Genomic DNA, 12,574 nt, shown 5'->3' on the forward strand with positions numbered 1-12,574 from the left:
TCGCAACAATTCATTTTTCGAGAATGCTAGTCGGCCCTAGTCTTGCTGTCCAGATCGGAGGAAGCGCCGTGCCAATGACGACCTCGCTGACCACGCTGCTGGAGATCAGGCATCCCATCCTGCTGGCGCCGATGGACATCGTCGCCGGCAGCCGTCTGGTGACGGCCGTGAGCCGCGCCGGCGGCTTCGGCATTCTCGGCGGCGGCTATGGCGAGCGGGCGTGGCTGGAGCAGGAGACGGCGAAGCTCGCGCGACTGTCGGCACCGTTCGGCATCGGCTTCATCACCTGGAGCCTCGCGAAACGGCCGGAGCTTCTCGATGTCGCGCTTGCCGCAAAGCCATCCGCGATCATGTTATCGTTTGGCGATCCCGCGCCGTTCGCACGCAGGATCAAGTCATCAGGCGCGCGTCTGATCTGCCAGGTGCAGGACGAAGCGATGGCGCGGCAGGCGCTCGATGCCGGCGCCGACATCGTGATCGCGCAGGGGACGGAGGCGGGCGGTCATGGTGCCTCCCGCACCACCGTCGATCTCGTGCCCGCAATCGTCGATCTCGCCGCGGGCCGCGTGCCCGTGGTGGCGGCCGGCGGCATCGCCGATGGACGCGGGCTCGCTGCGATGATGATGCTGGGCGCGAGCGGCGTGCTGCTCGGTACGCGGTTCTATGCGAGCCAGGAGGCCGATGGTGCCGAGGAAGCCAAGCGGCGCATCTGCGCGGCGAACAGCGGCTCGACCGTACGCGGCATCATCTTCGATCTCTCCCGCAACAATGTCTGGCCGGCGCCGTTCACGGGACGGTGTCTGGTCAACGATCACGCCAGGCGCTGGATCGGTCGCGAGGTCGAGCTGATGCAGAATGTCGCCGCAGTCGCGGCGGAGTATGCCGCGGCGAAAGCCTCCGGGAATTTTGATGTCGCCGCCGTCATCGCGGGCGAAGCGGTCGGACTGATCCATGATATTTCACCGGCGGCCGAGATCGTCGAGCGGATTGCGGTGGAGGCGGAGCAGCTGCTCGCTGGGCGGCGCAATTCAATAGTCGCGGCACAGAATTCTTCCCCCTCCAGGGGAGGGTAAGGACCAACGAGAGAGAACAACCATGTGGCCTGACCGTCGACTGATCGACCTCTTCAAGACCGAATTCCCGATCGTGCTGGCGCCGATGGCCGGCGTGATGGATGCGGAGCTGGTGATCGCCGTGGCACAAGGCGGCGGGCTGGGGTCGCTGCCGAGTGCGCTGCTGTCGCCGGAAAAGGCGCGCGAGCAGGTCCACATCATCCGCCAGCGGGTGAAGGCGCCGCTGAACATGAACTTCTTCTGCCACACGCCGGTCGATCTCACGCCCGAGGCCGAAGCGCGCTGGAAGCAGCGGCTCATGGGTTATTACACCGAGCACGGGCTCGATCCGGCGGCGCCGGTCGCCGCTGCGAACCGCGCGCCGTTCGACGCCGCGTTCTGCGAGGTCGTCGAAGAGCTGAAGCCGGAGGTCGTCAGCTTCCATTTCGGCCTGCCGGAGTCCGCGCTGCTCAAGCGCGTCAAGGCGGCTGGTTGCCTCGTCATCTCCTCCGCGACGACGGTGAAGGAAGCGGTCTGGCTGGAACAGCGCGGCGTCGATGCCGTGATCGCGCAAGGCGCCGAGGCGGGCGGCCATCGCGGCATGTTCCTGACCGACAAGATCGCCGAGCAGCCCGGCACATTTGCGCTGGTGCCGCAGGTCGCCGATGCCGTGAAGGTGCCTGTCATCGCGGCCGGCGGCATCGCCGACGGGCGCGGCATTGCCGCAGCCTTCGCACTCGGGGCATCCGGCGTGCAGATCGGCAGCGCCTATCTGCGCTGTCCGGAATCCAAGGTCAGCGCAGGCGGGCGCAAGGCGCTCGCTGAAGCGCGGGACGATTCCACCGTCATCACCAATGTCATGACCGGGCGCCCGGCGCGCGGTGTGCAGAACCGCCTGATGCGCGAAGCCGGTCCGATCTCGCCGGATGCGCCGCCGTTCCCCCATGCCGCGACGGCGCTCGGGCCGCTCAAGACGGCTGCCGAAAAGCAGGGCAGGGTGGATTTCACCAATCTCTGGGCCGGCCAGGCCGTCGCCCTCGGCCGCGAGGTCCCTGCGGCCGAATTGACCCGGGATCTCGCCAAATCGGCCTTGGCCCGCCTAAAAGCGGTGGCTGGATAGGGCGCCAGGGCCGGTTGCGGCGCAAAAGCGGCCTCTGCTATACGGCACATAGGTTTTGCCGTGAGAGGCCTTATATAATGTCCGTCGACGCCGCTACCGTCCGCCGCATCGCGCATCTGGCGCGCATTGCGGTTTCCGAGGGCGAGGTTCCGCATCTTCAGGGCGAGCTCAATGCCATGCTCGCCTTTGTCGAGCAGCTCTCGGAGGTCAATGTCGAGGGCGTGGAGCCGATGACCTCGGTCACCCCGATGCAGATGAAGAAGCGGCAGGACGTGGTCAATGACGGCGAGATCGCCGACGATATCGTTGCCAACGCGCCCGCGACCGAGGGGCATTTCTTCCTGGTGCCGAAGGTCGTCGAGTAGCATAGCGTTTTCGAGCGAAGTGGAGCCCGGTTCGCGTGAAGAAAACGCGTCAAATAAAGAGTCTCAGGACGTGGTCCGATGTGCCTGCTTTGCGACGATGAGAAGGCCTATCAGGCCTACATGAACTACCTCGACAAGATGGAGCGGCAGGGCAAGGCTGCCGATCCCAATGTCGCCGTCAATGCCGTGCTCGATGAGCTCGAGGCCGCCGCCAATGCGGCCACCAAAAAAGACGACCCGGCCAACGACAAGACCCTGTCTCCGTTCTTCTGCAGCCCGATCAATAAATGACCGATTTGACATCGCTGACGCTCGCCGAGGCCCGCAAGGGTCTCGCCGACAAGACTTTCACGTCGCTCGAACTGACCGACGCGCATCTGAACGCGATCGAAGCCGCGCGCGTGCTCAACGCCTTCGTGATGGAGACGCCGGACCAGGCGCGCAGCATGGCGCGCGAGGCGGACGCAAAGCTCGCCAACGGTGATGCGGGCCCACTCGCGGGCATCCCGCTCGGCATCAAGGACCTGTTCGCGACCAAGGGCGTGCGCACCACGGCTTGCTCAAAAATCCTCGGCAATTTCGTGCCGACCTATGAGTCCACCGTGACCTCGCAGCTCTGGCGCGACGGCGCGGTGATGCTCGGCAAGCTCAACAATGACGAGTTTGCCATGGGCTCGGCGAACGAGACCTCGTGCTTCGGTCCCGTCGGCAATCCCTGGCGGCGCGAGGGAAGCAACACGACGCTGGTGCCGGGTGGCTCGTCCGGCGGCTCGGCCTCGGCCGTGGCGGCGCTGCTCTGCATGGGCGCGACCGCGACCGACACCGGCGGCTCGATCCGCCAGCCGGCGGCGTTCACCGCAACTGTCGGCATCAAGCCGACCTATGGCCGCTGCTCGCGCTGGGGCATCGTCGCCTTTGCCTCCTCGCTCGACCAGGCAGGTCCGATCGCGCGCACAACGCGCGATGCCGCGATGCTGCTGCGCTCGATGGCCGGCCACGATCCGAAGGACACGACCTCGGTCGACATCCCGGTGCCGGACTACGAGGCCGCGATCGGCAAGTCCGTGAAGGGCATGAAGATCGGCATCCCCAGGGAGTATCGTCTCGACGGCATGCCGGCCGAAATCGAGAAACTTTGGGAAGCGGGCGCGGCCTGGCTGAAAGCCGCGGGGGCAGAGCTCGTCGAGATATCGCTGCCGCACACCAAATACGCGCTGCCGGCCTATTACATCGTGGCCCCCGCGGAAGCCTCCTCCAACCTCGCGCGCTATGACGGCGTTCGCTACGGCCTGCGCGAGCAAGCTAAGAACATCACAGAGCTCTACGAGAACACCCGCGCCGGAGGTTTTGGCGCGGAGGTACGCCGCCGCGTCATGATCGGCACCTATGTGCTGTCGGCCGGCTATTACGACGCCTATTATTTGCGCGCCCAGAAAGTGCGCACGCTGATCAAGAAGGATTTTGAGGATTGCTTTGCCAAGGGCGTCGACGCGATCCTGACGCCGGCGACGCCGTCGGCCGCCTTCGGCATCGGCGAGAAGGGCGGCGCCGACCCCGTCGAGATGTATCTCAACGACATCTTCACGGTGACCGTGAACATGGCGGGCCTGCCGGGCATCGCCGTGCCCGCCGGCAAGGACTCGCAGGGTCTGCCGCTCGGGTTGCAGCTGATCGGCCGCCCGTTCGACGAGGAGACGCTGTTCTCGCTCGGCGAGGTGATCGAGCAGGCCGCCGGCCGCTTCACGCCCGCGAGGTGGTGGTGAATGTCGCTGATTTCATCGCGAGCCTCGACGGCGCGGCGCCCGCGCCGGAGCTGAGCGCGCCGCTCACGGGTCTCTGGTGGGCGGCGAAGGGCGACTGGGACCAGGCGCACAAGATCGTTCAGGACGAGAGCAGCCGCGAGGCGGCCTGGGTTCATGCGTACTTGCACCGCGTCGAAGGCGATCTCGGCAACGCCGGCTACTGGTATCGCCAGGCCGGCCAGCCCGTGGCAATGGACTCGCTCGAAGCAGAATGGCAGCGCATCGCCGTTGCGCTGGGTGGGAGTGCGCGGACATGAGCGAGCTAGGTTTCAAGGGAGCCAAGGCGAAGCCGGAGGACCTGTTCGGCCGCTTTCGCGAGATCGTTTCCGATCCGCTCAACCTCCTGATCGAGCGCGTCCCGATGGCCGGTCTCATCGATGGCGACCAGGTTTATCTACATAACGGCCTGAAGGTCCCGGGCATCGGGCCGGGGGCGTATTACGGCCCCTTCAGCAGTGTGCTCATCATCAATCGCGGCGTCCACGAGCCGCTGGAGGAATACGTCTTCCAGGAGTTGCTGAAGCGGCTCGGCGAGGCGCCGGCGATGATCGAGCTCGGCGCCTATTGGAGCCATTATTCCATGTGGCTGAACAGGACGCGGCCCAAGGCAGAGGTCATCCTGGTCGAGCCCGACCCCGCTTGCCTCAAGACCGGTCAGGACAATTTCGCGCGCAACGGACTGAAGGGCGAGTTCATCAAGGCCTTCGTCGGCACCGGCAAGTTCGAGGTCGACGCCTTTTTCCGGGACCGGAAGATCAAGCGCCTCGACATCCTGCATGCCGATATCCAGGCTTTCGAGGTCGAGATGTTGCAGGGCGCGGAGAGCGTGCTGAGCAAGCGCCGCGTCGATTATCTCTTCGTTGCAACTCATTCGCAGGCCCTCCACTACGACGTCGTCGATCGCCTCAAGGCGCACGGCTACCGTGTCGAGATCTCCAGCGATTTCGAAGAGCAGAGCACCTCGTTCGACGGCTTCGTGTTTGCGTCTTCGCCGGAGGTCGACGCGCTGTTCGGAGAGATCGAGGTGATGGGCCGCGGCGAGATCGCGCAACGCCGGCCGGCCGACGTGTTTCAGTCGCTGAACGGGCTTCTCGAAGCAAGCGACCGGCGCGCAGCCAACAAACGAGTTATGCCATGAACGCACCTGCCACTTCCCACAAGCTCCTCAAAGGCTCAACCGGCGATTGGGAGATGGTCATCGGCATGGAGATCCATGCCCAGGTGACCTCGAACGCGAAACTGTTCTCGGGCGCGTCCACTGCCTTCGGCGGTGAACCGAACAGCCACGTGTCGCTCGTGGACGTCGCGATGCCGGGGATGCTGCCCGTGATCAACGAGGAATGCGTCAGGCAGGCTGTCCGGACCGGGCTCGGTCTCAACGCAAAGATCAATCTGCGTTCGGTGTTCGACCGGAAAAACTATTTCTATCCGGACCTGCCGCAGGGCTACCAGATCAGCCAGTACAAGTCGCCGATCGTCGGCGAGGGCGAGGTGATCGTCGAGCTCGAGGGCGGCAGGACCGCTACCGTTGGCATCGAGCGGCTGCATCTGGAGCAGGACCCCGGCAAGATGCTGCACGACCAGTCGCCGTCGCTGTCCTTCATCGATTTCAACCGCTGCGGCGTGGCGCTGATGGAGATTGTCTCAAAGCCGGACATCCGCGACGCCGAGCAGGCCAAGGCCTATGTGGCCAAGCTGCGCTCGATCATGCGCTATCTCGGCACCTGCGACGGTGACATGGAGAAGGGAAACCTGCGCGCCGACGTCAACGTCTCCGTGCGCAAGCCCGGCGGGCCGCTCGGCACGCGCTGCGAGATCAAGAACATGAACTCGATCAATTTCATTGGCCAGGCGATCGAGTACGAGGCGCGGCGCCAGATCGAGATCATCGAGGATGGCGGCGTGATCGCGCAGGAGACGCGTCGGTTCGACCCCAACAAGGGCGAAACGCAGTCGTTGCGGTCCAAGGAAGAGGCGCACGACTACCGCTACTTCCCCGATCCCGACCTGCTGCCGCTTGAGTTCGGCCAGGAGTTCGTCGACGAGCTGAAGGCGAAGCTGCCGGAGCTGCCGGACCAGAAGAAGGCGCGCTTTGTCGCAGACTTTGGCCTGTCGGCCTATGACGCGAGCGTGCTGGTCGCCGAGCGTGAGAGCGCGGTGTTCTACGAGACGGTGCTCGACAAGCTCGCCAACCGCGCGCGCGACGGCAAGATGGCGGCGAATTGGGTGATTAATGAGCTGTTCGGCCGCCTCAACAAGGAGGGGCGGGATATTGCGGGCTCTCCGGTTGGCGCCGAGCAGCTCTCTGGGATCATCGACCTGATCGGCGAGGGCACGATCTCCGGCAAGATCGCCAAGGATCTGTTCGAGATTGTCTGGCAGGAGGGCGGCGATCCCCGTGCGCTGGTGGAAAGCCGCGGCATGAAGCAGGTGACGGATCTTTCGGCGATCGAAAAGGTTGTCGACGACATCATCGCGGCCAATCCCGACAAGGCCGCGCAGGTCAAGGACAAGCCGCAGTCGCTCGGCTGGTTCGTCGGTCAGGTGATGAAGGCGTCCGGCGGCAAGGCCAACCCGCAGAGCGTCAACGACCTGCTCAAGTCCAAGCTCGGCGTCTAGCCTCACGCGCTCGAACGAGGTGACGACATGCTTCGTCACCTCGCTTCACCTTGCGATGCGACGCTCGCGCGCGTCGTCGACGGCAATCATCATCCGCTCAAGGGCGCGCAGCGCCGCCGAATCGCGGCCCGCGCGATTCGCGCAAAACGGCGGCTTGCGCACGCTCTGACGAGCGCTCCCGCCGTTAAGCATGAAAATAATTTCGTTGCCAAAAATCGCGACTCAGAGTCCGCGACTCTGCCCTGCGACGCGATCGCGCGCGTTGCAGCGCGCATCATCGCACCGATCACGCGTGATGTGCATGCGCAGAATATTACTTGCTGCATAGGGTTTTCTTGCAATCGCTGCGCTCGTCGACGTCGATGCTGCGCGAAGCATTTGCGATTGCGGACACGTGTCTCTGCGCGCCGGCAAATCAGGCGGGGCTGGCGCACGCGCACTGCGCCGTCAACACTTCCTTAAGTCAGAAGATGTTTTTTTCGTCGTGTTGGTGTATTCGGGGTGAGTGCATTCGATCCCCGAATGCGCGCAGCGATTAAAGCCATCTCACACATCGGAGGGCAACATGGCCAAGAAAGCGAAGAAGGCGAAGAAGGCGAAGAGCGCAGTGAAGAAGACTGCGAAGAAGACCCGCAAGGTCGCGAAGAAGAAGAAGTAACTTCGCTTCTGAAGTTGCCGGCTCTTAAAGCGGCCGGCACGTCATCAGCGCCTCCCAGAGGTTCTGGTCGACGATAGAGGGTGTCGGCGAGACATCAGGTCAACGGTCGGATCGTTCTCCTTGACGATCCGGCAGAAGAAACAAGTTTTCTTCGTTCGGTGCGGTTCTCCGTAAGGGGCTCCGCAATTTCACAAGCGCCCTTCGGGCCAACGTGAAATCTGATCCTGACGTGTTCGCCGACGCCCTCGTTCTGTTGAGGCCGGGGTATTGCCGGCATTCCCTTTCCCTCACATTGCTGATCTGACCGCGACGTCGTCGCGCTGCCTCGGCCGCACTGCATGGCCGCACTGCCTTTGGGGCGGGTGAGGGCTGCGGCGAGCTGTCGCTGCGACGGCCTTCGCGCGGGCTCGGTGCAAAGCCACTGCGATCGATTCTCGCGCCTCGATCTGCGCCGGTCGGGATGACGGGCGCCGGTGCCGCCGCACGCGGCGGTGACCCGCGCCTTTCCAGCGATCCGCTCCCACAAATTGTAACCGCAGCACGCGCGCCACTGCGCGCGATGGTTATCGATGTCCCAAAATCCCAAGGTAAACCGAATCTGACGAATCGCAGAAGTGCCTGCAAAACGGGGACTTCTTGAATTCAGCGCGCGGATGGCGCGCGCTCGCGTTTACGTCTGCTTCATCGCGATACTTAAACTGCCATTCAAATTTGCCCGCCATCATCGCCTTCAACAAGCCGGCAAACGGCATTGGGGATGAGTTGAACAGTGCACGATCCCGGGAAGGGTCATGCACATCAGAGTTGGACGGGAGCCGCGCTCGGGGGAACGAGGCGGCATAACAAAAAGGGGATGCGTTATGTTTCAGGGTACTTTCGATATCGAGACCGCGACGCCGATCGATGCGAGCGCGCTGTCGGACGTGCTGTTCGAGCGCGGGATCTATTGGGCGAGCGGCCGCTCCGGCCTCGTCGATCTCGTCGCCGCGCACAAATGGTTCAATCTCGCCGCGCTGAAGGGCCGCAAGGACGCCGTGGCGCTGCGCCAGGAAGTCGCGGGCCAGATGTCGGATGCCGAGATCGCGGCCGCCCAGCGCGATGCGAGGGCGTGGGTTTCGGCTCACTGAGCCGGGCATCGCAGCCGGCCCGTGTTCTCACGGGCGATTTGGTTGCGCTGAATCAAGCCCAGCATCGTGCCGCCGCTTCAGAACTCGTACGGCATGAACAACCCCGACAAGAATGACTCGGTCACGGGTCACTGGCTGCCGATTCAGATCGCGCCCGACGATTGCGATCTGGAACTCGGACGGCCGCACAAGACCGGCATTTTGCCGCTCACCTTTCCCTGCCGGCGCAGAGCCGGCGTCTGGTTCAATGTCTGGGCCGGCGAGGCGGTGCTGATCGCGCCCTCGCATTGGCGGATCTGGCGATCCGGCACCTAGGTGTGGGCACACATATATAAGAGAACGCGAATCGGCTGAGCTCAGCCGCGCGCATCCTTGCGCCAAGCTTTCTGCGCCGGCGCCACGAGCTCTTCAGGTGAAAGAACCGAGCCGGGCTAGATTCTGCTGGTGGATGGCGGAGAGGGAGGGATTCGAACCCTCGATACAGCTTGAGACCGTATGACGCTTTAGCAAAGCGTTGCCTTCAGCCACTCGGCCACCTCTCCGGTGCGAGCCTTATGTATCGATTTTGTAGGCACGGTCAATTTGGAAGGGCGTGTTTGCGCTCGATTATTCCCAGCGATGTCGTAGCGGTCGGGATGAGCCATTAGAATGGCTGCCCACGGGCTGAGGATAGGCGTTCAAAAGAACGGATGCTGAACAGAGCGTTTGGCGCCTGGCGCAGGGCGATTTCTCACCTTCAATCGTCTTTGATAGAGGCAAGGATTTGATTTTATTCGCAAAATTTCATTGGGGTGCCTAGTCGGCCATGGGCATTGCCCCGCTTCACTCTTTCGCCTTCGAGGCCCGAGCTGCTGACCCGAAGGACTGTTGTGCATCAGGGCAGGCCCGCGCAGAGCAAGGGACCGGGAAAGCTCCACCTCTGACAAGTGCAACGGTGCTCGGGAGCGTGTACAGGCAGCTTCTTAGTCAGGTTCCGGTTGCGCGGCGCAAGCTGTTGGCTGAGAGGTCGACGACGCGAGGACGACGCGCCTTGCCAATTGGACTGGACGAGCGCCGGCCCGGCCGGTTGCTATGCCTTCACCGGAGCGGTTGTTATGATTGAGCGGATGATCCGAGGGAGGAATGGGCTTAGCGAATGAACTGCAGGCCAAATTTCGACGTGCTGTCGAGGCCTTTTACGCCAACGATCTGGTCAAAGCGGAAAGAATACTGCACCAGATCGCGAAATCCTCCAGGAACATTTTCGAGGTCGAACATCTCTTGGGTGTGGTGAAGCTCGTCCAAGGGCGGTTCCCGGAGGCCGAGGTCCATCTCAGGGCGGCGGTCGCCCTGAATGGAAGCAACGACGAAGCGCTCAGCAACTATGGTTATGTGCTCAGATCCCTGAATCGCCCCCAGGAGGCGCTGACCTATTTTTCGCGCGCCTTGGCGGTGAATCCGCGCAATCCTCTTTCGTATCACAACCGGGGCTCGATCCTCGCCGAGTTTGCGAGAGACTATTCGAATGCGATCGATCAATTCGACAAGGCGATCGCCTACAATCCGAACTTCGCCGATGCCTATGTGAGCAAGGGCAACTGCCTCGAGAAGCTGACACGCTACGAAGGCACTCTCGTCGCCTACGACAAGGCGCTGGCAATCAAGCCTGATCTCGAGAATGCCTGGCTCGGCCGCGGCAATGCCTTGCGGAACCTCAAGCGCCATGACGAAGCATTTGCGACCTACGGCAAGGCGCTGTCGCACAAGCCCGCCTTCGGGGATGCATGGATTGGCCGAGGTGACGTCATGGCCGATCTCAAGCGCCAATGACGACGCGCTTGCCGCCTACGACAAGGCGGTGTCGATCAAGCCGGATCTGGAGGGCGCGTGGCTTGGCCGCGGCAATGTTTGCTGCGATCTGAAGCGCTACGACGCAGCATTCGCGGCGTATGACAAGGCGCTCTCGATCAGGCCTGATCTGGCGGAGGCGTGGCTTGGCCGGGGCAACGTTCTTACCGAGCTCAAGCGCTACGATGACGCGTCTGCAGCGTATGAGCGGGCCCTGTCGATCAAGCCTGACCTCGCCGAAGCATGGCTTGGCCGAGGCAACGTCGCGTGGGCTCTCAAGTGTTATGAGGATGCCCTTGCTGCGTTTGACAAGGCGCTCTCGATCCAGCCCGACCTGGAAGGAGCCTGGATCGGTCGGGGCAATGTCTTCACCGATCTGAGGCGCTTCGACGAGGCTCTTGCCGCCTATGACAAGGCCGTATCGATCAAGCCCGACCACGAGGGCATCGAGGGGCTGCGCCTCTATGCCAAGATGAACCTGTGCAACTGGGATGATCTCGATGAGGAGATCGGTCATCTGACAGGAGCAATCCGGGCGGGGAAGGCCAACAGCTCTCCCTTTGCGTTGCTGTCCTTGACGGATTCTCCTGACGATCATCTGCGATGCGCCAGAGCCTGGGTCGCCGCAAAGCTTCCGCATATCTCCAAGCCGAGTTCGAGAGCAGAGACCAGCAGCCACGACAAGATCCGGGTCGGATATGTGTCCCCCGATTTGCGCGAGCACCCGGTTGGCTACATGACCGCCGGCATTTTCGAGAGCCACGACACCCATCGCTTCGAGACCTACGCCTTTTCGATTGGCCCGGGAGATGACAGCGATCTGCGCAAGCGGCTGGAAGGCTCCTTCCACCGCTTCCTCGATTGTCAGCACAAGACCGACAGTGACATCCTGCAGGCGATCAACGATGCGCAGATCGACATCCTCGTCGATCTCGCCGGGCATACGCAGAATGCCAGGCTGTCCCTGTTTGCCTCCGGCCCGGCGCCGATCGTCGTCAATTACCTCGGATTCGCGGGAACGTTGGGGAGCAAGGACCTCTCGCATTACATCATCGCTGATCGCGTCGTGGTGCCGGAATCGAACGACCGGTTCTTCGAAGAGAAGGTCGTGCGCTGCCCGGCAGTTTCATGCCGCGCGATGTCAGGGGGCAGGCCGTCGACCAGATCACCTGCGACAGGGCCGATCACGGTCTGCGGCCGGAATGGACGGTGTTTTGTGGCTTCAACAATGCCTACAAGATCAATCCATCCGTCTTCGGAAGCTGGATGAATATCCTCAAGCGCGTGGACCAGTCGGTGTTGTGGTTGTCCGACATGGCGGAAAACGCAAGATCCAACCTGAGAAAGGAAGCGGGACGCCGCGGTATCGATCCAGATCGCCTGGTGTTTGCAAGGCGTCTTCCATCGTCATCGGAGCATCTGGCGCGCCATCGCCTTGCCGACTTGTTCCTGGATACGCTGCCATACAACGCGCATACGACGGCCAGCGATGCGTTGTGGGCCGGTCTGCCGGTCCTGACGCAAATCGGAAATGGTTTCGCAGGCCGCGTCGCCGCGAGCTTGCTTGACGCCGCGGGCCTACCTGAACTGATCACGCGGACACGCGAGGGCTATGAGGCGCTCGCGATCGAGCCGGCGCTCGACAAGCAACGGCTTCAGCTCATTCGCGACCGGCTGCGAGAAAACCGCGCGAAAACATCGCTGTTCGACGCGTCTATACCAAGCATTTAGAGGCGTCCTACGAGGCGATGTATCAAAGACACCAGGCCGGATTGCCGCCGGAGCCTATCGAAATTCAGGCGCTTGGATGAGCAAGCCGGCGTACGCCGGCCATTGCTCACGCGAATGGCCGATCTGGGTTCCCCGCTGCCGGGGCGGGCTTCGAGGACGCTGACGGTAAGGAGAGGGCGTTGCCTGGATGCCGGCCGTTTCGGCGGGCCGCCTGTTAGCCCAGCATCGCCTCGAGCCACTTATATGAATGTCCATCTGCTGGTGACTGGCGCC

General features: G+C 63.0%; 13 protein-coding genes and 1 tRNA gene. 13 read left to right on the forward strand and 1 reads right to left on the reverse strand.

Annotated elements, in window-relative coordinates; translation table 11 throughout:
- Positions 1-68: 68 nt before the first annotated feature.
- The 10 genes from BRAGE_RS0112530 (at position 69) to BRAGE_RS0112585 (ending at position 9,058) form a co-directional block, all read left to right on the forward strand.
- Positions 69-1,073 (forward strand): NAD(P)H-dependent flavin oxidoreductase, encoded by a 1,005-nt coding sequence (locus tag BRAGE_RS0112530; protein WP_027559620.1) that lies wholly within the window; start codon positions 69-71, stop codon positions 1,071-1,073.
- Positions 1,074-1,095: 22 nt separating this feature from the next.
- Positions 1,096-2,172: an NAD(P)H-dependent flavin oxidoreductase gene (locus BRAGE_RS0112535; RefSeq protein ID WP_027559619.1), complete on the forward strand. Its 1,077-nt coding sequence runs from the start codon at positions 1,096-1,098 to the stop codon at positions 2,170-2,172.
- A gap of 77 nt (positions 2,173-2,249) precedes the next feature.
- Entirely contained in the window at positions 2,250-2,537 is a 288-nt protein-coding gene (gene gatC, locus BRAGE_RS0112540; protein ID WP_007611211.1) for an Asp-tRNA(Asn)/Glu-tRNA(Gln) amidotransferase subunit GatC, read from the forward strand.
- A gap of 78 nt (positions 2,538-2,615) precedes the next feature.
- Entirely contained in the window at positions 2,616-2,828 is a 213-nt protein-coding gene (locus BRAGE_RS0112545) for a hypothetical protein (protein WP_027559618.1), read from the forward strand.
- A complete protein-coding gene (gatA, locus tag BRAGE_RS0112550) occupies positions 2,825-4,300 on the forward strand; it encodes an Asp-tRNA(Asn)/Glu-tRNA(Gln) amidotransferase subunit GatA (RefSeq protein ID WP_027559617.1) in 1,476 nt (491 codons plus the stop codon). Before BRAGE_RS0112545 ends, gatA begins: the two co-directional genes overlap by 4 nt.
- On the forward strand, positions 4,291-4,596 hold the full coding sequence (locus tag BRAGE_RS0112555) for a hypothetical protein (RefSeq protein ID WP_027559616.1): 306 nt from the start codon (positions 4,291-4,293) through the stop codon (positions 4,594-4,596). Before gatA ends, BRAGE_RS0112555 begins: the two co-directional genes overlap by 10 nt.
- Entirely contained in the window at positions 4,593-5,477 is an 885-nt protein-coding gene (locus BRAGE_RS0112560; RefSeq protein WP_027559615.1) for an FkbM family methyltransferase, read from the forward strand. Before BRAGE_RS0112555 ends, BRAGE_RS0112560 begins: the two co-directional genes overlap by 4 nt.
- Positions 5,474-6,958 (forward strand): Asp-tRNA(Asn)/Glu-tRNA(Gln) amidotransferase subunit GatB, encoded by a 1,485-nt coding sequence (gatB, locus tag BRAGE_RS0112565; protein ID WP_027559614.1) that lies wholly within the window; start codon positions 5,474-5,476, stop codon positions 6,956-6,958. The genes BRAGE_RS0112560 and gatB overlap by 4 nt, the downstream gene beginning before the upstream one ends.
- A gap of 1,518 nt (positions 6,959-8,476) precedes the next feature.
- Positions 8,477-8,743 (forward strand): hypothetical protein, encoded by a 267-nt coding sequence (locus BRAGE_RS0112580; RefSeq protein ID WP_027559612.1) that lies wholly within the window; start codon positions 8,477-8,479, stop codon positions 8,741-8,743.
- Between the two features lie 93 nt (positions 8,744-8,836).
- Positions 8,837-9,058 (forward strand): hypothetical protein, encoded by a 222-nt coding sequence (locus BRAGE_RS0112585; RefSeq protein WP_028146272.1) that lies wholly within the window; start codon positions 8,837-8,839, stop codon positions 9,056-9,058.
- A gap of 134 nt (positions 9,059-9,192) precedes the next feature.
- Here BRAGE_RS0112585 and BRAGE_RS0112590 read toward each other — a convergent pair.
- Positions 9,193-9,285: transfer RNA gene (locus BRAGE_RS0112590), tRNA-Ser, on the reverse strand.
- A 580-nt stretch (positions 9,286-9,865) separates the two neighbouring features.
- Between BRAGE_RS0112590 and BRAGE_RS0112595 the strand changes: the two genes are divergently transcribed.
- From BRAGE_RS0112595 to BRAGE_RS51650, 3 genes are read left to right on the forward strand one after another with little or no spacing between them, the layout of a single operon-like run.
- Positions 9,866-10,552, forward strand: a complete 687-nt coding sequence (locus BRAGE_RS0112595; protein ID WP_027559610.1) for a tetratricopeptide repeat protein — start codon at positions 9,866-9,868, stop codon at positions 10,550-10,552.
- Entirely contained in the window at positions 10,521-11,840 is a 1,320-nt protein-coding gene (locus BRAGE_RS48495; RefSeq protein ID WP_231164383.1) for a tetratricopeptide repeat protein, read from the forward strand. Before BRAGE_RS0112595 ends, BRAGE_RS48495 begins: the two co-directional genes overlap by 32 nt.
- Positions 11,780-12,301, forward strand: coding sequence for a hypothetical protein (locus BRAGE_RS51650; protein WP_231164043.1), 522 nt, complete (start codon positions 11,780-11,782; stop codon positions 12,299-12,301). The genes BRAGE_RS48495 and BRAGE_RS51650 overlap by 61 nt, the downstream gene beginning before the upstream one ends.
- Positions 12,302-12,574: the final 273 nt, after the last annotated feature.

The sequence above is a fragment of the Bradyrhizobium genosp. SA-4 str. CB756 genome (assembly GCF_000473125.1).
GTDB lineage: Bacteria > Pseudomonadota > Alphaproteobacteria > Rhizobiales > Xanthobacteraceae > Bradyrhizobium > Bradyrhizobium arachidis.